At 46.0% G+C, this 26514-nt stretch carries 15 protein-coding genes; 9 read left to right on the top strand and 6 right to left on the bottom strand.

Annotated features, from left to right (window positions below; genetic code table 11):
* Nucleotides 1-3: 3 nt before the first annotated feature.
* The 3 genes from AC58PV_RS01935 to AC58PV_RS01925 all read left to right on the top strand — a co-directional run bounded on the left by AC58PV_RS01935 (nt 4) and on the right by AC58PV_RS01925 (nt 10012).
* Nucleotides 4-5286: a DUF4962 domain-containing protein gene (locus tag AC58PV_RS01935; protein ID WP_497430610.1), complete on the top strand. Its 5283-nt coding sequence runs from the start codon at nt 4-6 to the stop codon at nt 5284-5286.
* 111 nt (nt 5287-5397) lie between these two features.
* Nucleotides 5398-7110: an S-layer homology domain-containing protein gene (locus AC58PV_RS01930; RefSeq protein ID WP_497430609.1), complete on the top strand. Its 1713-nt coding sequence runs from the start codon at nt 5398-5400 to the stop codon at nt 7108-7110.
* A 151-nt stretch (nt 7111-7261) separates the two neighbouring features.
* A complete protein-coding gene (locus AC58PV_RS01925) occupies nt 7262-10012 on the top strand; it encodes a right-handed parallel beta-helix repeat-containing protein (protein ID WP_497430608.1) in 2751 nt (916 codons plus the stop codon).
* Nucleotides 10013-10125: 113 nt separating this feature from the next.
* Here the strand turns inward: AC58PV_RS01925 and AC58PV_RS01920 are convergent, their stop codons facing one another.
* The 6 genes from AC58PV_RS01920 to AC58PV_RS01895 all read right to left on the bottom strand — a co-directional run bounded on the left by AC58PV_RS01920 (nt 10126) and on the right by AC58PV_RS01895 (nt 18017).
* Nucleotides 10126-11916 (bottom strand): sensor histidine kinase, encoded by a 1791-nt coding sequence (locus AC58PV_RS01920; RefSeq protein WP_497430607.1) that lies wholly within the window; start codon nt 11914-11916, stop codon nt 10126-10128.
* Nucleotides 11909-13462 (bottom strand): response regulator, encoded by a 1554-nt coding sequence (locus AC58PV_RS01915; protein WP_497430606.1) that lies wholly within the window; start codon nt 13460-13462, stop codon nt 11909-11911. Before AC58PV_RS01915 ends, AC58PV_RS01920 begins: the two co-directional genes overlap by 8 nt.
* Before the next feature lie 105 nt (nt 13463-13567).
* Entirely contained in the window at nt 13568-14371 is an 804-nt protein-coding gene (locus AC58PV_RS01910; protein WP_497430605.1) for an AraC family transcriptional regulator, read from the bottom strand.
* A gap of 158 nt (nt 14372-14529) precedes the next feature.
* Complete coding sequence (locus AC58PV_RS01905) at nt 14530-15612, bottom strand: Gfo/Idh/MocA family protein (RefSeq protein ID WP_497430604.1); 1083 nt, start codon at nt 15610-15612, stop codon at nt 14530-14532.
* A gap of 1 nt (nt 15613) precedes the next feature.
* Nucleotides 15614-16384 (bottom strand): sugar phosphate isomerase/epimerase family protein, encoded by a 771-nt coding sequence (locus AC58PV_RS01900; RefSeq protein WP_497430603.1) that lies wholly within the window; start codon nt 16382-16384, stop codon nt 15614-15616.
* Between the two features lie 130 nt (nt 16385-16514).
* Nucleotides 16515-18017, bottom strand: a complete 1503-nt coding sequence (locus AC58PV_RS01895; RefSeq protein ID WP_497430602.1) for an alpha/beta hydrolase family protein — start codon at nt 18015-18017, stop codon at nt 16515-16517.
* Nucleotides 18018-18243: 226 nt separating this feature from the next.
* Between AC58PV_RS01895 and AC58PV_RS01890 the strand changes: the two genes are divergently transcribed.
* From AC58PV_RS01890 to AC58PV_RS01865, 6 genes are all read left to right on the top strand, one after another.
* On the top strand, nt 18244-18945 hold the full coding sequence (locus tag AC58PV_RS01890) for a response regulator transcription factor (RefSeq protein ID WP_497430601.1): 702 nt from the start codon (nt 18244-18246) through the stop codon (nt 18943-18945).
* Nucleotides 18942-19937, top strand: a complete 996-nt coding sequence (locus AC58PV_RS01885; protein WP_497430600.1) for a sensor histidine kinase — start codon at nt 18942-18944, stop codon at nt 19935-19937. The genes AC58PV_RS01890 and AC58PV_RS01885 overlap by 4 nt, the downstream gene beginning before the upstream one ends.
* Before the next feature lie 135 nt (nt 19938-20072).
* Nucleotides 20073-20849, top strand: a complete 777-nt coding sequence (locus AC58PV_RS01880; RefSeq protein WP_436239491.1) for an ABC transporter ATP-binding protein — start codon at nt 20073-20075, stop codon at nt 20847-20849.
* A 25-nt stretch (nt 20850-20874) separates the two neighbouring features.
* The gene (locus AC58PV_RS01875) at nt 20875-22761 is read left to right on the top strand and encodes an ABC transporter permease (RefSeq protein ID WP_497430599.1); all 1887 of its coding nucleotides are present in this window, start codon (nt 20875-20877) and stop codon (nt 22759-22761) included.
* 397 nt (nt 22762-23158) lie between these two features.
* Nucleotides 23159-24982 (top strand): sensor histidine kinase, encoded by a 1824-nt coding sequence (locus AC58PV_RS01870; protein ID WP_497430598.1) that lies wholly within the window; start codon nt 23159-23161, stop codon nt 24980-24982.
* Nucleotides 24975-26495 (top strand): response regulator, encoded by a 1521-nt coding sequence (locus AC58PV_RS01865; RefSeq protein WP_497430597.1) that lies wholly within the window; start codon nt 24975-24977, stop codon nt 26493-26495. Before AC58PV_RS01870 ends, AC58PV_RS01865 begins: the two co-directional genes overlap by 8 nt.
* Nucleotides 26496-26514 lie beyond the last annotated feature (19 nt).

The raw sequence follows: 26514 nt of genomic DNA, 5'->3' as shown, positions 1-26514 counted from the left end.
AATTTGAGAAACCGTATGTGGCAACGCAAAATTTCTGCAACGATTGTATTTGTGATGGGGTTCAGCCTGATTCTAAACTTGTTCACCTTTCAATTCGCTAGTGCGGCTAGCAGTTCAGTTCTAGGGCCCGAGTTAGTTGTGAACCCTGGTTTCGAACAGGCGACAGGTGGCGTGCCTGTAAGTTGGACACCAGCCGTAAATACGGGACTTTCCTACGAATGGGTCACCGACCCCGTCGTGGAAGGGGCCAGAAGTATGAAGGTCACGGACACAACGTCTAGTGCAGCGGCAGTTATGGAAAGCCAAAGGATTCCTTACTCACCTGGGACTACCTACCAGGCTAGTGTCAAAGTAAAAGTCGAAGTTGGGCAAGCTGTGATGCAGGTCCGATATTTTGATGCTAGTAATGCAAGTACAACTAAAGTATCAGAATATAAATCGGTATCTGCAGGCTGGCAGACAGTGGAGCTTAGTGACACACCGCCTTCTGGCACGGTAAGTTTGCTTATTCGTCTGGTTATTCCGAGCACCGTCGCTAACGGCACCGTTTATTTCGACGATGTATCTCTTAAGACCAATGAGCTGCTCCCTAACTCGAGTTTTGAGGCTACCTCTAGTTCGAGGCCAACGGGATGGACAGCGATCGACCATGGACTTACTTCCAGTATCGTGTCGGTTAATACTGCGACTTATGCTGCTCATGGATTCAGGTCTGTGCATATGATAGACAACTCTACAACTGACGCATATAGTGTAAAAAGCCAGGCTATTCCAGTCTTAGCTGACAAGGAGTATAAGGCAACTGTTAAAGCTAATGTATTAGCTGGCAACGCGAATTTAATTCTACACTTCATTGGATCTTCAGGCCAGCAATTTGTGGAAGCGCAATCATCACTCATTGGCAGCTATGAAACTTTGAGCCTATCAGCTGTACCACCCGTTGGTACGACGGATATACAGGTGGAATTGTCTACACCAGGTATCACTACTGCCGATATTTATTTCGACGCGGCTTCACTTACAGCAACCGATTCAACTACTGGACCAACCCCAACTCCAACTCTTACACCAACACCTACTCCCCCGCCTGCAGGCGCTTTAACGTGGCCAATCGGGGAGGATCCGGGAGTTTCTAGGAAATTTCAACCTATTAATCATCTTGTAACGACCCAGAATCCGCCAGATTTCGCATGGCCCTTCATTCCGGGTGCTGATTCTTACGAGTTACAAGTTTCAGGAGACAGCTCCTTTCATACTATTGCTTATCAGAAAAATGGTATTACTACCAACTTCTATAATTTCTCGCATACGTTTGCAGGCGGACAGTCCTACTTCTGGAGAGTCAGGTTTCATAAACCGGCAGGGTGGTCGGCTTGGAGCGAAGTATTACAATTCCGCATTGATGCGGATAACGTTCCGTTCCCGGTGCCTTCAACATCAGATATGTTTCATGCCGTATCGACCGAACATCCACGTATTCTCACTACGCCTGCTACACTGGACACATTTCGTGCAAGAAAAGACGGCGACGGCAAGAAAACATTTGATACCGTTAAGAGCCGGGTAAAGGCTGCGGTGGAGGCTGAAGCCCAGTCCCCGTTGGTACTGCCGGGTGAACCCGTGACTAAAAATCCAAAAGTTCTCGATCAAGTAACCGCAATAACAAATCCCTTATTGGACGCAGCTTTTATTTACTTAATCACTCAGGACCCCAAATACGGCCAATATGCAAAAAGACGATTACTACATATCTCTTCGTGGAGTTTGGATGAGAGCAGCCTAACCGCTTATAAAAATGACGATCAGGCTCACCGGGAGATCGCATTAACAGGCGCGATGGCTTATGACTGGCTTTATGATTTCCTTAGCCCGACTGAGCGGGAAACTGTATTAACGATGGTGCATCATCGCTCCACAACGATTGCAAACGATGTCCTGTACGATAGCAAACCAATTTCCGGTACACCTTATGATTCACACGGTTGGACTGTATTTGGCTTCCTGGGCATGATTGCTACTGCCTTGATGCACGACGACATTAATGTGAATGGGAAAAACGTTATGCAGGACGCACAGAATTGGTTCAATCTAATTGTCCCGGCCTATATTAATCTATCGCCTCCATGGGGCGGCGAGGACGGCGGTTGGGGTAATGGAGAAGGCTACTGGCAATGGTCTACGATGAGTAACAAACAGTTCGTCGATACACTCTATATTGCGACCGGCTTTAATCTTTATAAGAAGGCATACTTCCGCAACGAAGCCTGGTACCCGATGTATATGCTGCCTCCCGGACAGAAAACCGGAGCATTCGGTGACCAAGCCGACCTGATCTCCCGCAACTATGTTGCAGCAGGTATAACACGCGAAGCGCAAATGCAGCAAAATGAGGTGATGCAGTGGTACTCGCAGCGAGACCCATATGATTATGCCAACTTCATCACTTACTTATATGAGGACAGCAGCTTGGCGGCTCGCCCTCCGGTAGAGATGCCGACAGCCAAGTATTTCGAGAACATCGGAACGGTCGCGATGCATTCCAATTTACTTGATCCGAAGCGAGTTTCGTTCTTTTTCAAATCCAGTCCTTTCGGAAGCTTCAATCATAGCCACGCGGATCAGAACGGCATCATGATCAAAGCCTTCGGGGAGGATCTCACGGTTGACGGCGGTTTCTATGATGATTTCAACAGCGAGCATTTCCAGAAATATGCCAAGCAGACTTTTGCCCACAATGCGATAACCTATGATAACAAAAAAGGCCAGCCAATATTCGAGATGAAAGCAACGGGTCAAATTACGGGCTTCGCTACAAATAAAGATTTCGATGCTGCGGTAGGTGACGCCACTACGGCATACAATACCGGAGATAAAATCGGCCTTGATTTGGCTCAGCGAAGCGTAATTTATGTGAAGCCAGGCGCTTTTGTCGTCGTTGATAATCTGAATGCGCGCGAGCCGGGAGGCTCCAGCTTCGAATATTGGCTCCATGCCGAAAACAGCCTAACCTTAGACGAAGCGAACAGCAGCGCGACGATTATCAAAAACAAGGCTGCTTTAGAAGTAAATCTTTACTATCCGGGGTTAACGAAGATCGACGTAACCAACAAGTTCTTGGATTACGAAGGTGTTGAATATTTGCCTGGCGGATCAACTTATGGAGGGAAAAGAAGGTTGCATGGCGGATTTAAAACGCCAAAAACGGAGGAAGCGACGATCGTTTCCACCTACGTGCCTTACCAAGTGGGCTCGGAGCCTCAGGATATCGTTACGGAGGATCATGGTACGTATCGGAAACTGCATTTTACAGATGGAACGAATGTTTATGTTCGTACAGCACAAAGCGGTGTTGTAGATACCGGCGATATTCAATTTGAAGGCATCGCAGCTACTGTCAAGGGTGATTCAATTCTTTTGGTCGGCGGTACACAACTAGTGAAGAATGGGATTACGCGCATTGCTAGTACAAACCCGGCAACTATCGCTCTTTCAGGCGACGAGTTATCGATTACAGGAACCCAAGATTCGCAGGTCAGCTTGCATAAATCTAATGTTACGACAGTCATCGATGAAGAGTACCGGAGCTTGCCGAAGGGCGGCAGCGTAACGGAAGCTGTGTATACGCGTGGTGTTCATTGGGATACGGCTGACAATACATTGACATTGAATGTCGAGCCTGGTCAGCATCACCTCCTGTTAAGCAACATTCCGGCACCTGCACCACAAGCTCAGGTTTCCTATCCTGTTGAAATTAATGGTGTAGCATCATCAGTAACTTTGTCCACTTATGGCGATGGACACGGTGCTACTGCAGCTTGGGGAGGCATCACGAATTCGGCCGGTCTTTATGAGGTTCTTGAAGCACCGCCGGGCCTGATTTTTGAGGGGTTGGGTCCAGTTAAGCCTCTCACTTTCATTGGGAAGAATGCGAAATTCTTTATACCTAACGTGACCGGAACGATGAAACTGCGCAGCGTTTCGCCTGGTGGGGTGACGCCAACTGAAGCTACTGAGAATTATGATTTCCTCAAGGATGAATTAACGGTGTTCGCGGAAGCCGAGAGCTTTATCGATACCAACGACGGCAATTTCAACGTGTACTCTTCGCGGCCTTGGTTGTCGGGTGGAAAAGGAGTCAGCCAATGGAATGCTTTAGGACAAAATATTACATGGAAATTAAACGTTCCCGAAGCTGGCAATTATGACCTTGTTTTCAAATACGTTGCATGGGAGCTTGCTGACACGCTTCCAACCCGTCTCATTAAACTAGGGAACCAGTATTACACGGCGGAAGCAGAAAGAACGGTTGATCAAGGTACTAAACCGGAGTACTGGAAAGCGATGACCGTCCATACCGGTACAACGCTTCCCGCTGGTGAAGTTGAACTTAAGATGTGGAGAGTCAGCGGAGCGATGAATCTGGACTGGGTGGGCTTGGTCAAAGTCGAAGCTCCTGCTGTGCCAACGGTCAAATTGACGGCTAGCACATCTACAGTCAGTACAGGGCAGTCGCTTGATCTTCAATTAGCTTTAGACAAGACAGAACCTGCGGCTGGGATCGATCTAACCGTAACTTATGATCCAACGAAGTTCACTTACAATAATTATGAGAAAGATTACACACAGCAAGCCGTCATCGTAACGAACAACGAGTCAGAGGGCAAGCTGCGCATCTTGGCAGCACGCACGGGAACAGGTGCAATTCCAGCAAGCGGGCCGTTCTTAACCTTGAAGTTCGATGTTAAATCAGATGCTACCGCAGGTAATGCCAGTTTCACTACATCTGCGGGAACGGCTTCCTCAGAGGCAGGGGGCATTACAGTGCTAGCCGGGAGCTCGATAGATGTGAGCATTTCGAATAAAGCAGCACTAGGAGCTTTGGTCACGCAAGCGGAATCGACCCGTGATCAGGCTGCTGAAGGTACGATTATCGGGACCTTCTTCAGCTCGACGCTGTCTGGATTGAAAGCAGCCTTGACAGCTGTGATTGATGCAGCCAAGTCGGTCTTAAATGAGTCTGACGCAACTCAATCGCAAATCCAGGCTGCACAGACGAATCTGGCAGCGGCAATTGCGGAGTTCGAAGCACACCGGATTACGGCTGCAACAGGCGATACGAATAACGACCAGCAGTTTAATATTGTCGATTTCGCCAATATTGCGAAACATTATGGAAAGGATGCAACAAGCCCAGACTGGGCCCTTGCACAATTGACAGACATCAACGGCGACGGTGCCGTTGATATGGAGGATCTTGCCTTCATTGCAAGCCGAATCGCCGGGTAAAGACGAAACAAACTTATGGCGATGCGCCCCCTTGTTGATGCAAGGGGGTGTTAAGTCCTTTTCTCAAATTCTAAGAAGTATACGTTATTAGATTTAGCAAGGGGGAGCCAAATGATAAAGCACATGTTTCGAACTGGTGTGTTCCTACTATACATCACGTGTTTATTTGGGTTGATCAACGGATCGTCAGTGGCATTCGCAGATGAGGTGCCAACATCGTTTGATATCCGGACAACAACGCCAACTATCAAAGAGAAAAATGCTTTCGCTATTACCATAGTAGGATCAAATCTCAATGCATTGTATGCATATGACTTGACGATCGATATTCCCGCCGGCGTGACATTATTGCGTGCGGAGGATAATCTGTCTGGGGGAACATCCGTTTTTGTCCAAAATGGAAATACGCTTAGGTATGGATCGACGAAGTCAGGTCAAGCCCCTGGGGAAAGTGGTACCAGAACATTAACCACACTTACCTTCCAAGCAGGGGCTCCTGGAATCGTTGACTTCAAGCTAGTGAAGGTCAAGAGCTTGATAAATCTTGAAACAGGATTGCATGCCACGGTTCATGAGGTGCCCAAAAAGCTCAGCATTCAAATTACTTCAGACACCAGGGAGAACAACGGAAACGGAAACGGAAACGGAAACGGTAATGGTAATGGTAATGGTAATATGAAAGCTCATCGCGATATCACAGAAGAGGACGGAAACGGTCAAGTGGCATCGGGGCAGGTCCTTGTTGATGCAGACGGTCCAGTACGAGTATCGATGGGGCTGCTTCAAAAGTGGGCAGTGCAAAATTCGTCTGGAGCTGTAGTGCTTAAAGTAGGGAATATTACTTACTCTGTACCGTTTAGCGAAATGACTTCAGGTGCTTGGCGTGACCAATTAGGTGATCAAGCGGATAAAGCTGTGATTACAATTATCGTAACAGAGGCAAATAGGGAGCAGGGGGATAAAGTTGAGCGCGCAGCAACTAAGATCGGAACGAAATTGTTGATGAAACCGATCGATTTTGAAATGATTGCCGAAACACCATCTGGAGAAAAAGTAACTGTAACGAAATTCACGCGGTATGTGCCACGTTCCTTTCAGCTTGATGTTGAAGTTGAATCTAATCATACGATAGGTGTTTATATGGATGAAGCGACAGGTGAGCTGCTCCCGGTTCCAACAGTGTTTCGTAGCATTAACGGTAAAACGGTAGCGGAGCTTTTCAGGAAAGGAAACAGTATTTATTCCTTAATTCGCCTAGATAAGCATTTCGCTGATCTTGAAGGCCATTGGAGCGAATCCTTGGTAGAGTCGATGGCGAATAAGCTCATCGTTAATGGCTTATCGGATCAGATTTTTGGACCAGACAAACCGGTTACTCGGGCTGAGTTCGCATCGATGTTAGTACGTGCTCTTTCCTTGGATCGTAATGCCGGCAATACTTCCTTTGCTGACATAAATGGGCAGTGGTACGACGCATTAGTCCAATCGGCAGCGGATGCCGGATTGGTTAGCGGCTATCCGGATAAGACCTTCCGACCTGAGGCAACGCTTAACAGGCAGGAATTAGCGGTAATACTGCAACGTGCGGTTCAATTCACTGGTCAACCATGGGCAACTCCCGAAGTCAGTGGGAGTGTACGACCATTTGTCGATTTCAACGAGGCTGCACCTTGGGCACAGCAGGCCATTGCCCAAGCTGCGGCAGCGGGGTTAATAGAAGGTGACGAACAGAACACGTTCCGACCAGAGGCGCAAACAACAAGAGGGGAAGCTGCTGCTGTTCTGAAACGACTTTTGACTTTTGCTGGCATGTACAGTGGTTAATTCAATAGCAAATTCGTTGAGGAGGTGGTGTCAATAGGTTGTAACATCAGCAAGAATTGAGTCGTAGGAGGTAATCGATTTTATTCAAGCAGTTATCCATGTTTAAAAAGAGTGACAAGTAGTAAGTAAATAGGTATTGAGGAGGTTTACGATGAACGATGTATCGAAGGGTTCTTTGTCTAAGCTTTTCCTTTTTGCAGCACTTATTATTAGCTCTGTACTTATCTCCATACTGATAACCCCTAACGTAACGTTTGCTACAGGCACGACCTACTATTTTTCCACATCTGGAAGCGATTCCAACAACGGTTTATCTGCAGGCGCTCCTAAGCAAAATATTTCAACGGCCCTTACCTTGATGAATGCAGGAAATACAATCCTATTCAAGAGAGGTGATGCTTGGTACAACGCATCTCTTAACTTGACTAACAAAGCAGGAACATCAGCTGATCCTATCACGATAGGTGCTTATGGGACTGGACCAAAGCCAGTGATTGCAGGTATGTATAAGCTGGATACGGGCTGGACGAATGTACCGGGGACGAATCGTTGGCAAAAGAGTATTAATGGAAGTACTAGTCTAGATGCGTATCGGGTATTTGTGAATGGCGTTCCTAAACAAAAAGTTACAAGCGCGAACGATGTCGATCAATTACATGAATGGGCAGTTGCTGGTGGAATTGTATACTTGTATACAGGTTCGTCCACGGTTGCCCCCACGAATGTAGAGGTCATCGCCTATAATTTGTCGTCGGTTGTTGTTATGGAGAACACAGAGCATGTCACGATGAAGGATATTGATTTCCGTGGAGGCTCCTATGGGAGAGTCATTTGGGTCAAAGCGCCAAGTTCGCATCTAACCTTTGACAATCTAATCGTCCAAAGAGCTGTTCAAGGTGGCATACAAATCGGGAATTTAGGAACTAACCCAGACGACACTTCGAATGTTTCTCACATTACGATAACGAATTCCTTGATTGACAAAGTCTGGCTGCCCGAAGAGAACGATACGGTAGTGACCACAGGGGATGGATTATTCATCCATCATGCCGTTGACGGTGTAGTCATTCGTGGTAATAAAATATTGAATTGGGGACATTCCGGTATATCGCTTACAAACTACAAGAATAACCTGTCTGGCGTCAAGCATGTAATCGTGGAGCAGAATGATATTTCTGCAGGTACTTCCGGATACATGCATGGTCTTGACATGGACGGCTACAGCGGAAAGACCACGAATAATATCATTCGCCGCAACTATATTCACGATTACACAACAACAAACCATGTTCTTGGCAGCAGCAACAGGATATATGGCAATATCATTACGGGTGCTACAGGAACAGTTCTACCCAAACATTCCTTCCAACCCTGGGGATTAGATATGTATCCTTGGCAAGCTATTTCGGGTGATAACGACACTTGGATGGAAGCCAAGGATAGTTGGATTATTAATAATACGATTGCTGAGACGGATCAGTATGCTATTTACCTTGGAGATAATCCTGACAGTCCGAGCGCCAACAAGGTGGAAAATAATGTTATTGCCAATAACATGATGTATGAGTACGGTCTCAGCCCTCAAGGGCAGGTTGGCCTGAACGTACATCCGCAAGTAACGGGTACAGCCTTCGTTCGCAATAACAATTTCTGGGATCCTGTCGTTCAAACCGGCGATACCAATGGAAAAGTGGCTCGATACAAGAATTACACGGGTTCCCCACCAAACTTTAGCTTAAATTATGACGCTGCGCAATTGAACAGCGTCTGCTCATCGAGCTGCAGTGGTAATGTTCAGATGAATCCGTTATTCGTAGATCCTGCTAATCGGGACTATCGGCTTCAATCCAGTTCTAGTGCTACTATGAAAACAGGAGCCCTGAGCTATCATTCGGATATGGACAGAGGATATAGCGACTTTTTTGGTACGCCATTTGCAATAAGCGGCGGAAGTATAGGGGCGATTCAATACCCCGGAATCAGTAGAACGAACCTATCCGCAGGAATAGCTCCTACCTTTAGTAGTAGTGCATCGGATCCTCCCCCTTCCAAATTAACAAATGGTAATACAGCATCTACGGATTATGTGACTGTCGGGAATCCTGACCAATTGGTGTATGCTCAAATGGATCTTGGTGCGCTGAAAGACATTAGTCAAGTAAAGATGTGGCACTTTTATACAGATGGCCGCACGTATAAAGATGTGGTCGTTCAGCTGTCGCGAACGTCTGATTTCAGCAGTTATGTAACAACGGTGTTCAATAATGATAAGGATAACAGTTCAGGTCAAGGGTATGGATCAGATGATGAATATGCTGAGTCGGTTAACGGCAAGACGCTTACTTTTGCACCAGTTACAGCTAGATACGCTCGTTTCTGGTTAAAAGGCAATTCTGTAAATACCAACAGTAATTTTGTCGAGCTGCAGGTATTTGGAACTGACCCGATCGCTAAGTTAGTTTCTCAATATAGGGACATTACTTATAGTGCTGCTGGTGTAAATGATGCATTTCCATCCAAATTATCAAATGGGAATTTATCCACAAGTGATTTGGTAGATGTGGGGACTGGCGCGGTTCATGCAGTAATGGATCTTGGATCCAACGTCACCTTGAACCAAATCTCGATGTGGCACTATTTCAGTGACAGTCGGACATATCACGATGTGATTGTTCAGATCTCGAATGATGCGGATTTCAGCAGCTATACGAATGTATTCAATAATGATACGAATAACTCGGCAGGCCAAGGAATAGGGACCGATGCCGAATATACGGAGACGAGCGCTGGCAAGACGATTACGTTTGGTCCCCTATCAGGCCGGTACGTAAGGTTCTGGCTCAATGGTAATACCGTAAATACGTCTAATTATATGGTTGAGCTTGAGGTTTATGGGTATTAATTAATATCATCGATGCACCTGTAAGGAACCTTGATAGCGTAATAAGATCGCTACTTCACTTGTGTCTTTTCGCAGCAAGTGGAGAGCGATCTTTTTGGCTTCATGCTTAATATTTATAAGGAATCCGAATCCATAATTAACGGGATATGCACCTCAACAATCATCCCATCTCCAGGTGAACTGAAGAATTGCAATCCGAAGGCTTCCCCATAGTACAATTTAATCCTTTCCTGTACGTTACGAATCCCGTAACCGCTGCCGTTCGGATTGTTTATCTTACTGCCTGATTGGAGTACTTCCAGCTGTGCTCCGTCCATACCAACCCCATCGTCAACGACAGACAGAATGATCTGATCAGCTTGGCGTTCGCAAGTTACCGTAATGATCCCCTCTCGATTCTCACTCTTCAATATGCCATGTAGAATGGCATTCTCGATGATGGGCTGAAGCGTTAGTTTCGGAATGAGTCCTTGTAGAAATTCCTCATCGACCCCCATAATAAATTCGATTCTTTGTTCAAAGCGAATATTTTGAATTTGGACATAATAGTCGACCAGCTTCAGTTCGTGTTCAATTGTAATAATGTCCTGTCCATTGCTCAGAGTAAGTTTGTAGTATCCAGCTAAAGAATGCACAAGAGCGGGGATTTGGTCGTTCATCCCGAATTGAGCCATCCAATTGATCTGATCTAGCGTATTGTATAAGAAGTGAGGATTGATCTGGGATTGAAGGGCCTTCAATTCCGATTTAATTGCCTTTACTTCAACATCCTTTAACAAAGCTAGTTGTTTCGACATGTAGTTATAGCTTTGGATGAGCTCTCCGATCTCATCCTCACCTGACGGCTTTACGATAGGTTCTAGGAATCCAGCCTCCATTGCTTTCATCTTTTGACTCAAATGTGTAATCCGCCTAGTCATATGAAGGGAAATATATTGTGCAAGCCCGATGGCTAGCAGTGCGACAACGAGCAAGCTGGCAAGAAGCTCTTTCTGAAGGCGTGTACTTCTTGACACGATCTCCTGAGAGGGAATAACAGTAACCATGGTCAGGTCTGTTTGCGGTATGGGCAGCTGGAGGAATTCAAGCTCTCTGCCGTTTATGATCTGCTTATAACTGCCGCTTGTATGCTGTGTGAGTATAGGTGCAGAGCCATCAGCGAGAAAATATTGCTTCATGAGCAGTTCATCCGAAGCAATTAGAATGAGGCCATCGCTGCTCTGTAAGTAAGTTAAACTATTCTTCACGGTGTTGGCACGCGAAACGATTTCTTTCAGATTCCGTTCGTCCATATCCAATCTTAGAACACCAATCGTATCATTATAATGATTGGGATGGCGAATGAGGCGGATAAGGGAGATAACCGGACGGACATCACTAGCTAGGGTTGGATAATCATGCGAAGAAAACCACATGAGCTTTACTCTGGCATTGACCAAGTTCTTATACCATGTCGATTTTTGAACATCATCCAGGCGCAACATGTTGACGCCCTCATCGGCGAATAGAAATCCTTTTGGCAGATAGAGCCGGACTTCGCTTATATCGGTACTGTCACGGAAGGAAGTGATGAATTGCCTCAGGATGTTTCCATCTTGTAATTGATCATGGATATTGTAATCGTTTACGTTACGCGTTAGGATACGGGTCATATTCTGCTCGTCCAAGGCAATGATATCTGAAACATCGGTCATCCGTTTTAATTTATAGGAAAGAAAGGAATGCGTTTGGTTAAAGCTTTGATTGAGCGAGAAATTGACCATTTCTTGTATAATGCCCGTTACTTTACCAGAGGCATAGAACTGGAGGTAGAGAATAGGAAGCAGAATGAGCAATAGATAGGAGAGCAACAGTTTTTGCTTTAATCTTAGTTTAAGGAGAATGCGATTGAAGGAATTAAACATCAGCGATCCTCTTCCTGAATTCTGAAGGTTGCAGGCCGGTTACTTTTTTAAATATTTTGCTAAAATATTCCCCGTCCCCATACCCTACCTGTAACGCTATATCAAATAACTTGAGATCCTTATTGGCCAACAGTTCTTTGGCCCGGTCAATCCGATATTCCGATAGGAAATGTTTGATAGTCACACCAGTGCCTTCCTTATAGACAAAACACAAGTGAGGGATGGTTACTCCGACATACTCGCTGATTTCGGCCAGTGAAAGCTGGCGATTCTGGTAGTTTCGCTCGATATATTGCGTCACATGACGAATAATTGAGTTGCCCTTTCGCGTTTCCAAATGATCAAAAAGAACATCGAGTTCATCACTCAACAATTGATTTAAGACGTCTAATGTCTGACAAGCATACAAACGCTCCACGTATTTACCTACTGCCGCCTCCTGCCTGAACGAAGGAATACCGCTTTCTTTGCCAACTTGTTGTACAGTTTGATAGAGTTGCAAATAGATTCCTTTGGTATAAGTGACAGATGTATCAGGATACTTACATATCTCTTTCATCAAATTCGCAAGCCAATTTTTTGCCTGATAGGCATCATCTTGTTGAAGTGCAAGGGCAAAGGTCGTAATACGCTTATCCTCAAAAAAGAAAGCATCGGTGTGAGAATGATTAGTAGACTCCCATAAGATGGCGTTCGGTGGCTGATAAAAGCCCCTTTGAAGATTCGTCAACGCTGAGATGTAGGAAGCATATAGCTGATCCAACCCATGGACTTGCTGGCCAATTCCTAAATGAAAGCCAGGAACTTTGGGTAACCGAAGGGATAATTGATGGATCCATTGTTGAAGTGAATCGTCCAACGGTATCGTTAGCTCGGAACGGGAGATTAAATGGATGACGACATGATGGTTATCTTTTAACATACATAAGCAATCTAACGCTGCCATCTGAGCGGCATCCTCGAGTTCTTGTTGAAGGAGATCCCCCTGTTCAATAGCATGATGCCATTTGAGAACGGAGCTCACACAGGGATTGTTGTGTGGAAACTGAGAACCGATTAAAGGAAACAACCGCGCAAGCTTATCGGATTGATACACAGGAGAACACAATAGAGCGGCTATTTCCCGTTTAATAAGAGGCATACTTTCTTCCTCTCCCATGTCGGTTCGCAGGTCGTTCTGGACCATCTTGGAAGCGGTGCGAATCGCTTCATGCAGCTCATCTGGATGGATCGGTTTTTCTACATAATGGACAGCATGTAAAGAAATAGCGGCTTTCAAATACTCCTTATCCGAGAAGCCGCTCATGAAGATGATATGAACTTTCGGACAAAACTCCCGAATACTGCGAGCTGCCTCAATACCGTCCATATGGGGCATACGGATATCTGTAAGCAGAATGTCGGGGCGGAACTGCTCAGCGATCCGCACGGCATCGCGACCATCTTCTGCTTGCATCACTTCATTGATTCCGCATTGCTTCCAGTCGGTCTTCATCAGAATCCCTTTGCGAATCAACTGTTCGTCTTCCACAAGTAAAAGCTTCATGATGACCCTCCCGTACACATTAGTAGATAGTTTCATTATAGTATGTTTCATTTGGATTCAAAACGGAATCTTAATTTCAGACATATATTCGAAAGTTTAGCGGGGTCATGGGAGTTTCGACCGATTCTGTTGTTCTCCTCGATATTGCCGGGGGGATAGTCCGAAATGGATACGAAATTGTCGGTGGAAGTAGGTATAGCTGTTGAAACCGCATGACTTTGCGACATAATCAAGCGACATTGCGCTGAAACGAATACGTTCGCACGCGACAGTAAGACGGACTTCAATGGCATAACTCATGATGGATTGACCAAAATTGGACTTAAACAAATTGACAGCTCTAGAGACGCTAATCCCCGCATGTTTGGCGATTCGCTCGAGGGTGAGCGCTTCTGTCGCATGTTGATCGATAAAAGTTTTTATTTGATAAGCGATGTAGGAGGGACTTAATGTTTTTCCTATGCTAGCTGTTTCATGCAGGCGCTGTAAAGTCAAGCAAAAGACACGCATTAAATAATCAGTTAATTCATCGACGGTGCCGTTCCTCCGTAACGTTTCCTTCGCCAACTGTTTCCACAGTTTCAGCAGATCATCGTCAAGAGGTATGGTTGACTTCTGCGGAGGGGAGAAATTGTCCCACCACTGGTCAATCCATGTTCCATTGCAGATCACATAGTAATCGATGCTGTTATTTTTTAAGATAAGCTCATACTTTTCACCAGGACGAAACATCAGCAGATCTCCAGGCTCAATCACAACGTATTCGTTATTAATCAACGCCTCGCAGGAACCGCTTGTCTGCAATCGAATGATGTATGTGGTTAAAAACTCAGAAGGATACCTGAGGCGCTTCTTATGGTGCGCCATGGCTACATCAATTGTTTCCGCTCGCAATTTATCCTCGCCCATCCATCATCAGTTTTCTCCTTTGTCTGCGCAAATTGTTCATGTTTAGTAACTATTTCATTATTATACAAGCTTTCTAGCCAATTGTACGCACATATTCCTTGAACAAACACAACCGCCCTTAATCAGGGCGGCTGGTGCTTATGCTTAACTTAATGAGGTTATTCAAAATAAATGGCTTTCCCAGTCTTCGAAGACTCATAGATGGCTTCTAATATTTGCGTGACAACAAGCGCTTGCTCCGGTTTTACTACCGGTTCGGTATCATGAAGGATGCATTCGAGCCACAACCGCGCTTCCAAGTCGCTTGGACTCTCTGTTTGGCCTTCAAAAAAAGCGACGCCTCCTGCGCTCAAATCAATGGTGGTCGTAGTCATTCTACCGAGCTTTTCGCTATTAATTCGGAGTCCGTCACGCATATCCGCTCCGCCTTCCGTACCGCAAAGCGTCGTTTTGGCCTCTAAAGTGTCAAGTGAGTTAAGCGCCCAACTGGATTCGAGTATAACGCTCGCGCCGTTCTGCATCGTGATGAAGGCGAAAGCCGAATCCTCCACTGTAAACTTTTCTGGATCCCACGGTCCCCAGAGATTCGCTGCGTTTTCTTTACGGCTAAGCTCGTGATAGGCCTTGCCCAAAACACATTTTGGTGCGTAATTGTTCATCATCCGAAGTGTTAAATCCAACGCATGGCTACCGATATCAATGAGAGGGCCACCCCCTTGTTTCTCTTGATCTAGAAAGACACCCCAGGTGGGAACAGCGCGTCTGCGAATCGCATGAGCCTTGGCAAAATAGATCTCGCCGAGCTCGCCGTTATCGCAAATTTGTTGCAAATACCGACTGTCTGGCCGGAAATTATTCTGATAGCCGATGGAGAGCTTTTTGCCTGTACGTTTGGCAGCATCTACCATGGCTTGTGCTTCGGCAGCCGTTTTGGCCATCGGTTTCTCACACATGACATGTTTGCCTGACTCCATGGCGGCAATCGAGATTTCCGCATGCGAATCGTTCGGCGTACATACATAGATGACATCAATGGCGACATGGGCTAGAACTTCTTTATAATCGTAAAATGCTTTTGCATCAGTTGAACCGTATCCTGCCGCTGCTTTTTCTGCTTTTTCGATAATAATGTCGCAGAAGGCAACCAATTCCAGTTCCTTCAGCTTGGAAAGTGCAGGGAAATATTTCTCGAAGGCAATACCCCCGCAACCAATTACTGCCCCTTTAAGTTTTTTCGCCATCTTAAATGACCTCCATAAACCTATAATTTTGGCTTAGCCAATCCATACTGATCTGTACACTTTCTAACGCAGGCAAGTCACAATCGTCTTGTTCGACGATGAGCCATTCTGTTCCCGCCGTTGCTGCTGCCCTAATAATGGCTGGTAAATTCATTTCACCGCGTCCCAGTTCCACCGTTTGATAACTGTCACCTTCGAACTTGCGAATGTCCTTCAAATGAATTAACGGTATGCGTCCGGCATATTTGTCGAGGTAAGCAATAGGATCGCTGCCAGCTTTATGTACCCAGCAAACATCGAGCTCACTCTTCATATTTTCTGGGGATGTGCTTCCAAAAAAGGCATCAAACCAAATTTGATCTCCATAAGCTTCAGTGAATTCAACATAATGATTATGAAATCCAAATCCGATGCCATTTCTTCTAAACTGTTCACTGCACTTGTTGAAGAAAGCAACAGTCTCGGGAAGTGCTTGTCGTTGTTCTTGCGTGATTCCAGGACAGATGACATAACGGCTTCCTATTGCGACATTCATAGCAATCTCTTCTTCAAGATGGTTTTGCAGCCGCTCCATGTTTACATGACTGCCAACGGCTTGCAGTGACAGCGTGTTCAACAGCTTCTTCAGCTGCTCAGGGCTAAACCCGTAATAACCTGCAAATTCCACACCCGCATAGCCCATCTCGGCAACTTTTTGCAAAGTCGCTGCAGCGTCTCGATTCATTTCATCTCGGAGTGTGTACAGTTGTAGACCTATTCCCATTTTGTTCATGGAAGGCTCCTTTCATTTCATATAATCGTTCATCTCTGATTTATTATAAGATGAACGATTTTTTCATTAAATGAAGGATATCATTGAAACATGAACAATCTGATTAAGTTTTCCAACGCGGGGGAGAACATTATAATCGCGATGCTTCGAACTTCACCTCCGGAAAGCGGCTATCCGGTCCTTTTAATAAGATACCTCCTTGATTTTTCAGATACGTATCGAAGAAATCCAGCATGTAGGCATTGATAATGGCGTTCGCTCTTTGTGGCGCAATCTTTCCTGTAATGCCAAGCAATTTGAATATCGGAGAAATGAATTGTACGTCGGTAAAATTCAAATGCTCCGAATTTTCGATATAGAGGAATTGCCCCCCTGAAGCGACCGATTCGCGCATGCGTTCAAGTTCTAACTTTTTGTCTTCCGTTACTTGATCCATCCACGCTCTTGTGTTACCCATGTGTTTAAGCTCTGCCTCCGTATAGACGTGGTTATCCATCACGAGCTTTAATCGTTCGAATTCGCTTTCCGAGTTCATGAACAAAAACGGCTTTCGTAGACTCTCTCGGTCACGCAGTCGATAAAGTGCGCCATCCAAGTCGATTCCAGCCGTGATTCGCGGATCGTAAGAAGCGTCATAGGCCGTCGCTCCGCCGATGGAATGACCGAACACCCCGACATGACCTAGATCTATCCTCCCTTTTAGACGACTTGGCATCTGTCCCGATTGGATGAGTCCGAATTGGTCCAGCACAAACGTCACATCGTCGGTTAACATTTTTCCCAACTTGTCGCGATTTCCGCTTTCCGTCTGGTAATCATGGTCGGGGGAGAATAAGTCGTTGGTTGAGCTGACCGTGATTCGACCGTCAGGAAACTCAGTTGCAAATGTATTGTAGGTGTGGTCGATTACGGCCACGATATATCCGTGACTTGCGAGATTTTCAGCTTGCGACGTGTGGAGGAACCTGGAGGAGCCGAAGCCGGGATTCGCAAGGATTAGCGGGTATGAAGTCTGTGCTGAAGAGATTTCGCCCCCCGAATACGTATGACTGGATACGTACTTCAGGTGCTGCAAAGTAAACCCGGGAAGGCCATAGTTCGCGGCCATATAACGTAATATCCGCGTATCGGGAATAAGAGGAGCAGGCTTGCCTGTGCCAGCTTGAGCTGGATACCATACCTGAACCATCAATTCTCTTTTGCCACCTCTGGGTCCGCCATAAATCTCTTCTCTATTGGTATCCACGAAATGTAACGATTGCATGCCTACCTTAAATTTGCCTGTCGGTTCAGATAATTGAAATACAGGAAAAGCGTACATAAGACCCGCTGTTGCTACCAGCAGGATCGCCAAAGCGGTATAAGCCGAACCCAATAGGAATCGCGGGATATGTGTTGGGCTGGATTTTTTCAAATAACGATAACCTGAAATGGCTAAGAAAATGATCGTTATGCCATACAAGCAAAATAGCTGAACTCGATATCCTTCCACCGTCCAATGAATGACCAGTATAAGTGTGGCGATCCCGCTTGCAACGAAAACTGGCATTTTACGCTGTCCTTTTTTTAATAGGATTGTTAATGCAAATAAGCCGGTGATTGACAACAAAAGCAACAATTCAAACAGCCTCATCTTGATTCTCCTTCATAAAAATTCTAATATTTTGTTCCAATCTTATCCTGCCAGAGAGGCCTAAGCTATCGATTTGGCTTACATCTACCTTACAATGTTGTAATTCGATCTCACGGTAATAGAAGACTCGTAAAACCGTTTCTTTTCACCTTGAAAGAGTGCCGCTTAAGGTTATAATAGCTTACAAAGGTACTTCATCTTTAAAATCAGGAAGGGGCGGAGTCTTATGTTTAGTATCTTGATAGTAGAAGATGATCTTAAGCTGGCGCAGCTGCTTCAATCATATATGGAGAAATACGGGTACCGAGCGGAAGCGGTCCAGGAGTTCGACCGAGTTATGGAGGTGTTCCAGCGCATTCGGCCGGATCTCGTGCTGCTCGACGTCAATCTGCCCCATTACGACGGCTATTACTGGTGCAGACAAATCCGAACGGTATCCACCTGCCCCATATTATTTATCTCTGCCCGTGACGGCAAGATGGAGCAGGTTATGGCGCTGGAGAATGGGGCGGACGATTATATCGCCAAGCCCTTCGATTATGAAGTAGTCATGGCCAAGATTAAGAGCCAGCTTCGTCGCGCATACGGCTCATACGCCTCGAACAAGAGGGAACGAACCGTGGAATGCACAGGACTCGTGTTGTATCCAGAAAGGCTTGAACTAACCTTATCCGGCAAAACCGTAGATCTCAGTCATAAAGAATCCATGCTGATGGAAACGCTGATGGAAAGCAGTTCCAAGGTGGTCAGCCGAAATTGGCTTCTGGAGAAGCTGTGGGATGGTCAACAATTCATTGACGACAACACGCTTAATGTCAATATCACGCGCATCCGCAAAAAATTAGCCGAGCTCGGCATTGAAGAAGCGTTGGAAACCGTGCGGGGAGCCGGGTATAAACTGCGGCCAATCTGGAGGGAGGAGCCATGAGGCTATTTTGGAAAGAGCATGTTCCGTTAGTGTTTATGTATGCCGGACAGCTTCTGCTGACGGTTTATATGTGCCGATTATCCGGTTTCCGAAATACCTTCGATCTTGCCTACATGTGCATGGTAAATACGGCCTTGTTCGCTTTTTACTTGATATACCGTTATATCCGACATTTTCACATGTATCAGAGGCTGACTCGTCCTCTTTCGTCCCTTGACGAATCGGCCGGATATATCGGGAATGCGCCGCTAGCGGATGCACTTGGGCATCTGCTCCAGGAGAAGTATCGTCTCTATCAGAACGATATAGAGAGGTACCGTAAGAAGCTAACCGATCATGTCACCTTTATCAATCAGTGGGTGCACCAGATGAAAACCCCGCTATCCGTTATGCACCTTGCGGTTCAGCAAGAAACCGATCCCTTTTTTGATAACATGCGAGAGGAATTAGATAAGCTGAAGAAGGGGCTCGACACGGTGCTCTATACATCGCGGTTGGATGCGTTCGAGCAGGATTTCGTGGCGGAGCCGGTGGCTCTTCGTCAGTTGGTCGGGAAAGTGGCGGCTGAACACAAAAATTTGTGGATCCGCAATAAGGTTTTTCCGGAAATTCAAGTGGATGACGGATTGATGGTTATGTCCGATGACAAGTGGCTTGCATTCGCGCTCGGCCAATTAATCACCAATGCCGTACGGTATTCGGCCGGCTTAAGCAGCCGTATCATGATTACTTCCGAAGTGCGCGGACAGCAGGTGGTTCTTGAAATTCGGGATCATGGTGTCGGAATTCCCAAACAGGACATCAAAAGGGTGTTTGACGCTTATTTTACAGGGGAAAACGGAAGACGGTTCGGCGAATCTACGGGCATGGGGCTCTACCTGGTTCGAGAGATCGCCTCGCGACTTGATCATCACGTCGAGCTTGAATCTGAGCAGGGACAAGGAACTGCAGTACGTATATGGATGAGAATCGCGCATGTTCAAGCTCTATGAACATGCTTTTTCATTACAACATTGTAAGATTCGTATAAGAATAATCGATGGGATCGTGCCAGGGGATCGGCTATGATGATGCGAGAGCGTAATGGGACTTGAAGTTGCGACTGTATGAAAGGAAGAATGAAGGATATGGATATGCTAATCGTGCGCAATTTAGGAAAAGTTTATGATGGTGGCAGCATTGCGTATAGGGCGATGAGCGACATGAACCTCGTTGTCGAGAAAGGTGAGTTTGTTGGGATAATGGGTCCATCAGGCAGCGGCAAAACAACCCTGCTGAATGTAGTATCCACAATCGACACGCCTACCTCTGGGGAAGTGTTGATAAATGGGGAGAATCCCCATTTATTATCCAAACACGATTTGGCCCTGTTCCGCAGAAGGAAGTTGGGCTTTGTCTTTCAGGATTTTAATTTGCTAGATACGCTGACGATCGGGGAAAATATCATTCTCCCTCTTACGCTGGATGGGAAAAGTGTGAAAGAGATGGATGCCAAACTCCATCTAGTGGCCGATAAACTGGGCATCACCCAAATTCTGAATAAACGAACCTATGAAGTATCGGGAGGGCAGCGGCAGAGGGCGGCCATTGCAAGGGCCATTATTCATACTCCTTCACTTCTGCTGGCCGATGAGCCGACAGGAAATCTCGACTCCAAATCTTCACGTGATGTCATGGAAACGATGGAGGCCATCAACCAAGCCGATCATACGACCATGCTGCTGGTCACCCATGACGCTCTCGCGGCTAGCTACTGCCACCGGGTTGTATTCATCAAGGATGGTCAGCTCTATAATGAATTTTACCGAGGGAACAACCGGCAAGCCTTCTTCCAACAGATTATCGATATGCTTTCGTTAATGGGAGGGAATGCACATGAGCTTTCACCGCTTCGTGTCAATTAAGAAGAGTTCCCTGGAGGGTCAATAGATGACGTTGCGACAATTTGCCTTCCGCAATGTAAGCCGGAACAAGCGGACATATGCCGCTTTTTTTCTGAGCAGCACATTTTCAGTGATGATCTTTTTCATTTATGCCGTTTTTATTTTTCACCCTACTATTACTAATTCCGGTTTCAATTGGTCGGCCCTTCAGGCAATGACGGTTGCAGAATATATTGTCTATGTGTTCTCTATCTTTTTCGTATTCTATTCTGTCAGCGCCTTTCTGAAATCCCGCAAACGAGAATTCGGCGTGCTGATCATGCTTGGCATGACCTACAATCAGCTGCGTTGGATCGTTTTTATCGAAAGCATGGTGATCGGATTCGCTTCCATAGTGGGGGGGCTTGCCGCGGGAATGCTGTTCGCCAAGCTATTCATGATGATCGGAGCCGATCTGATGCAGATGAGCCCATTGCCATCCTACATGCCTAGCCAAGCCATTCTGCTCACGCTGTCTGCATTCGTGCTGTTGTTTCTCGTCATCTCAGCGTTCACTGCCGCATTCGTACGAGCCAGCAAGCCCATCGATCTGCTAAAAGGAAGCGCCAAACCCAAGTCTGAGCCTAAATCATCCCTCTTTCTTTCCATGGCAGCGTTCTGCCTGCTTCTTGCCGGATACATCATCTCGTTCTTGGTTCAAGGAGTCTCGGTCGTTTTCGCTCTATTGCCGGTCACAGTCTTAGTCATTATCGGCACTTATTTGTTGTACACACAGTTGAGCGTGTTTGTGATTCGCACGTTAAGAAGCAACCGTTCTGTCTTTCTCCGCAAAACGAATGTACTGGTTTTGTCCGACATGGCGTATCGTATGAAGGACAACGCCCGCATGTTCTTTCTCGTTACGATCGTTTCGACAGTCGCCATTTGCGCTATGGGCGGTTTGATGGGGTTTCTGGAAACCATCCACAAGCAAATTTCGGATGCTTACCCGTTCGCTTATACCTATAGCCAAACTAACGGTGATGTCGGGCAAGCAGCCCATCAAACGAAAATAATTGAACAAGCGCTCCAAGAACGGGAAATTCGTTATGATACATTGTCCGTTCATATAGCGAACATCGAATTAACAGATGGACAATCATTGAATTTCATCCGCCTGTCCGAGTATAACAAGCTTGCGAAAGCCTTGGGTTATCAGGACCTGTCGCTGCAGGGGAATGAAGCGGCGGCCATCTGGACCATGAAAAACCGGCCGTTTCCGGAACACGCGTGGTCAGTAAAAGGAGCATCGATCATACTGGATGTGAAACAATCTGTTGCCAAGGCGGTCACGCCCCCCATGGTCGATGAACCGTTGTTGATCGTTCAGGATGGGATACTTGACTCCTTCGGCAAGCCGAGAAAAGATCAGTTTATAACTGCTTACGATACGGACAGCGCCGATTCAACGGCGGACACGGGGGAGGCCATCGCGGAGCTGCTCGGACATGCACAAACCTCCGATTTTTGGTTTGCATCTCCTGCCTATTTGGAAGAACAGATGAAGCGGACTTATAATCTGATGCTTTTCGTCGGGATGTTTGTCAGTTGCGTATTTTTTGTTGCATCGGGAAGCTTTCTCTATTTCCGGCTGTTTACCGATCTCAACGATGACAAGATGAAGTACCGTTCCATCACGAAGATCGGATTAACCGACAAGGAACTCGAGAAGGTGGCCACGCTACAGATGGCATTGTTGTTTTTCGTACCGCTCGCGGTCGCGTTCATCCACAGCTCGGTTGCGCTCTACGCTCTGCATAATCTGCTTCATGCGCCGGTGGTTCAATCGGCCATCACGGTCTGCATCGTCTTCCTTGCCGCGCAAATCCTCTACTTTCTATTGATACGTGCCCGTTATTTAAAGCATTTGAAACAAACAGCGGGCTTTAACTGATTGCTCCATTGAAGAAGAGGCTGTTTCAAAAGTCTATGTACGGTAGACTTATTGAACGCCTCTTTTCGCAATTTAACTGGATTTTCTCCATCTATTTGAAACGGATTTACCGATTTCGGTTGATTAACTGTATTTCCTGTAGTTAAATTTCTCCAATTGTATGGATTTCTCAAATTTCTTAGAATTTACCTGTACTTTTTCCATCTAATAACGAAAATACCTCAAATTCGAGCACATTAACTGTAGTTTTTACATCTAAATGTGATGCGGCAGTGGGACAGCCCCTTCCATGCAAGTAGGCACATTTTCTCGGTTGCTGTGCGAAGGGAACGAAATATATCCCCACGAGATTTTTGTGCTATAATGGACCCGATTAATGCCAGGAGATGATACCAGGATGGTGCTACGCAAGATCTATCGGAATTATTTGCAAAATAACTTGTTTATGAGGCTGTTGCTTCTCTTTTCGTTCATTACAGTGCTGACGATTATTTCGTTTTCTTATTTTATGTACTATTCGATGTCTCAAGCGGCGATTAATAGAGAGCTGGATATACAGAAGAAAGCACTGACGAACGTTAACACGTATTTGGGTGGAACCTATGATTCGGCCCAATCGATCCTTTTTGGACTCTATCGGGATAGCTCGCTGGCCTCGGGTGTTTCATTCATGCTGCAGCATCCTTTTCAAGAATATGTGCAGCACAGTTTGGAGCAGTATAATTTAGGCGGCAATAGCATGTGGAGCGATGGGTTGCAATATTTTAAAAATCAGGTGGAAGATAACAAAAATATTAGTAATTTGCTGTTATATAGCGAGGATCAACAGACCTTATATGCGTTGGGGCGCAATGGGCAGATGAAATTCGTTCCCACGAATCGCGCACGCTCTTACATTCCAGATGTGATGGCTCTTGAAAGCAAGAGTGTGGAATTGCCGAATGTTTGGGTGCGCGATGCGATCGGACAATGGGATCCCAACCTGTATGCGATTCGAACGCCGATCACGGACAAGCTAACGTTGAAGACAATTGGCCAGCAGGTCGTTTATTATAGTACGGATGGGATTTGGAAGATTTTGCAGAACGATAAGGAAGAACTGAAAGGGACGCTTCTCGTCTTGGCACCGGACGGCGGTGTGCTATTTGATTCTTCGAATCAATACGTTGGCAAACCCTATCCATATATGGATCAGATTAATGCCATGTATGAGAATAGTGGTTCCAGCCAAGGTGACTATGTGACGAAGCTAACGCAAAGCAAGGGAAATTTCAGCACGGTCAGCATCATCCCCCGTCAAGAGTTGGAGGCTACCTCGAAGAAAATCCGCAGCACGATTTTTCTTATTAGTGCCATATGCATCTTTTTCGCCATTCTCATTCCATTCTTGGTTGTGATGAGTGTCGCCAAGCGGACCAATCAAATCATCCGATTCACGCGCAAGGTGAAGCAGGGTGACCTCAGTGTGCGGATACCCGATGTACGGGAGGATGAGATCGGGCAAATATCACGGAGCTTTAACGAGATGATTGAGGAATTGAACCTCTATATTGATCGGGTGTACAAAGCGAACATTAAGCAAAAGCAGACGGAACTGACGGCGCTGCAAGCTAGGGTCAATCCGCATTTCCTCTATAATACGCTGGAAGTGATTCGGATGCGGGCCATCTCGCATGGCGCACATGATGTTGGTGAAATGATCTACAGCTTATCGGCGCTGTTTCGAAGTTTTGTCCAACAGAAGAAGGTCTATACGCTCAAAAACGAGTTGGAAGCCTGCCGTCTGTATCTGGAACTTTTCCAAATTCGTTATAAGGATAAATTTACGTATGCCATGGAGTGGGACCGACGGCTCGGGTCCGTGCGTGTGATGAAAATGTCGCTGCAACCGATCATTGAGAATTATATTGTGCACGGTTTGCGAAGCGAAAGCTCAGATAATGAGCTTCATATTCGGGTAAAGCAGGAAGAGTCGTTTCTACATGTTCAGATTGAAGACAACGGGAACGGGATTTCTCCTGAGCGGCTTCATGAATTGACGCTATTTCTGCAAGATGAGGAATTGGAAGGGGAGTCATTTGGGCTGCGCAGCATCAATCAACGGCTTAAACTGTTATACGGCAATGAATACGGTTTGAAATTACATAGCGAACCAGGCCAAGGAACGATCATTGATATTTGGTTGCCGATGGACGGTGGAGCGGAGGTGGACGATGTTTAGGGTTTTTCTCGCGGACGATGAACCTTTCATTATTGAAGGGTTGTATGACATTATCGATTGGGCGGAAGTTGGCTTGGAAATTGTGGGACATGCCAGCAATGGACAGAAGGCTTTGGACGCTTTGCAGGAAATATCGGTCGATATTTTGGTGACGGACATTTCCATGCCGATTATGAATGGACTGGATTTGATTCGGCACGCAAGAGCCATTCATCCAGAACTGAAAGTGATCGTGCTCAGTGGATTTGATGAGTTTACCTATTTGAAAGAAGGCATGCAGCTAGGCATCGAAAACTACTTGCTCAAACCCATTAACATTCAAGAACTCAAGGCTTCCCTGCAAAATACCGTAGAGAAGCTGAATACCATGAACGAGACACAGTTGGTTCAGGCATACAGCAAGCAAATTTTGAAAGACAATACGTTGCATCGCTGGCTGACGCAGCAGATTGCTCCCCTCGAGTTCTATGAACGTGCAGAACTTCTAGGGATCAACTTAGCATCCGCCTACATGGTCGCAGCGGTTCTGCGAATGCCTGTCCATGCAGATCAGGGCTTAGAATTTATAACTTCGCGGCTGAATAGCTACGAATGGGTGACCGTTTTCCTTGATATGGACGGAGATATTGTGCTGCTAGCATCCATGGATCATGTTGATGAGGGAAAAAAAGAACTGATGGCCTTGCTTCAGCTCCTTCATACCGAGCTTCAAGATCAATCGATACGCATCTCGGTGGGAACCGTGGGTCATCTACCTGATCAAGTTACGCAGAGCTATGAAGCTGCCAAAAAAGCACAGGAGTATTTCTGGATTTATCCTGAGCTGTCACTAATTGATTATCAGGAGCTGGCCATGCATCAGGAAGATCCCAAGGTGGATTTCTCGATGATAGATTGGCCCGCGTATGCCAAGCTTATTATTACCAAAGATATTGAAAACCTGCATGCGTGCATTCATAGCGATTTTAAACGAATTCAAGCACTGCCGGGAATTACGCCGCACGATTTTCGGAATATCGCCTTTGAAATGGTCATTCATTTCAAGTTGGAAATCAAAGCAATCCGCCATACAGAAGAACTGGAGGCGTATCATCTTGCTTTTGACCAAATTCGCGAGGCGGTCACGCTGGAAGAACTGGAAGCAGCCCTCCTGAAGATTGCCGAGACAACAATTGGCTTCTTGATTTCGGACGTTCGAAGTCCAATCGTGCAGCAGGTGTTGAAATATGTGCAACAGTCCTATGCGGAGGAGCTTTCGCTCAAAATGTTGGGTGCTCACTACCATATCCATCCCGTTTATTTGGGGCAACTGTTTCAGAAAGAAATTAACGAAACATTCACGGAGTATATGAACCGTTTCCGAGTAGAGAAGGCGAAAGAACTACTCAAGACAACGCATGAGAAGGTTCATCAGATTGCCAAAGAGGTAGGTTACTCCGAATTGGGTTACTTTTATAAACAATTCAAAAAATATGTCGGGATCTCGCCAACGGATTATCGTGGATTGCTCTAGGAATACTTAGAAGCAGTCT

The organism is Paenibacillus sp. J22FR83 (assembly GCF_059691955.1).
The sequence above is the reverse complement of the archived record's forward strand: the minus strand, read 5'-3'. Positions and strand labels throughout refer to the sequence as shown.

Coding starts and splice junctions, on each gene's coding strand:
- AC58PV_RS01930 (WP_497430609.1), top strand. CDS start 5,398: ATGATAAAGCACATGTTTCGAACTGGTGTGTTCCTACTATACATCACG.
- AC58PV_RS01925 (WP_497430608.1), top strand. CDS start 7,262: ATGAACGATGTATCGAAGGGTTCTTTGTCTAAGCTTTTCCTTTTTGCA.
- AC58PV_RS01920 (WP_497430607.1), bottom strand. CDS start 11,916: ATGTTTAATTCCTTCAATCGCATTCTCCTTAAACTAAGATTAAAGCAA.
- AC58PV_RS01915 (WP_497430606.1), bottom strand. CDS start 13,462: ATGAAGCTTTTACTTGTGGAAGACGAACAGTTGATTCGCAAAGGGATT.
- AC58PV_RS01910 (WP_497430605.1), bottom strand. CDS start 14,371: ATGGGCGAGGATAAATTGCGAGCGGAAACAATTGATGTAGCCATGGCG.
- AC58PV_RS01905 (WP_497430604.1), bottom strand. CDS start 15,612: ATGGCGAAAAAACTTAAAGGGGCAGTAATTGGTTGCGGGGGTATTGCC.
- AC58PV_RS01900 (WP_497430603.1), bottom strand. CDS start 16,384: ATGAACAAAATGGGAATAGGTCTACAACTGTACACACTCCGAGATGAA.
- AC58PV_RS01895 (WP_497430602.1), bottom strand. CDS start 18,017: ATGAGGCTGTTTGAATTGTTGCTTTTGTTGTCAATCACCGGCTTATTT.
- AC58PV_RS01890 (WP_497430601.1), top strand. CDS start 18,244: ATGTTTAGTATCTTGATAGTAGAAGATGATCTTAAGCTGGCGCAGCTG.
- AC58PV_RS01885 (WP_497430600.1), top strand. CDS start 18,942: ATGAGGCTATTTTGGAAAGAGCATGTTCCGTTAGTGTTTATGTATGCC.
- AC58PV_RS01880 (WP_436239491.1), top strand. CDS start 20,073: ATGGATATGCTAATCGTGCGCAATTTAGGAAAAGTTTATGATGGTGGC.
- AC58PV_RS01875 (WP_497430599.1), top strand. CDS start 20,875: ATGACGTTGCGACAATTTGCCTTCCGCAATGTAAGCCGGAACAAGCGG.
- AC58PV_RS01870 (WP_497430598.1), top strand. CDS start 23,159: ATGGTGCTACGCAAGATCTATCGGAATTATTTGCAAAATAACTTGTTT.
- AC58PV_RS01865 (WP_497430597.1), top strand. CDS start 24,975: ATGTTTAGGGTTTTTCTCGCGGACGATGAACCTTTCATTATTGAAGGG.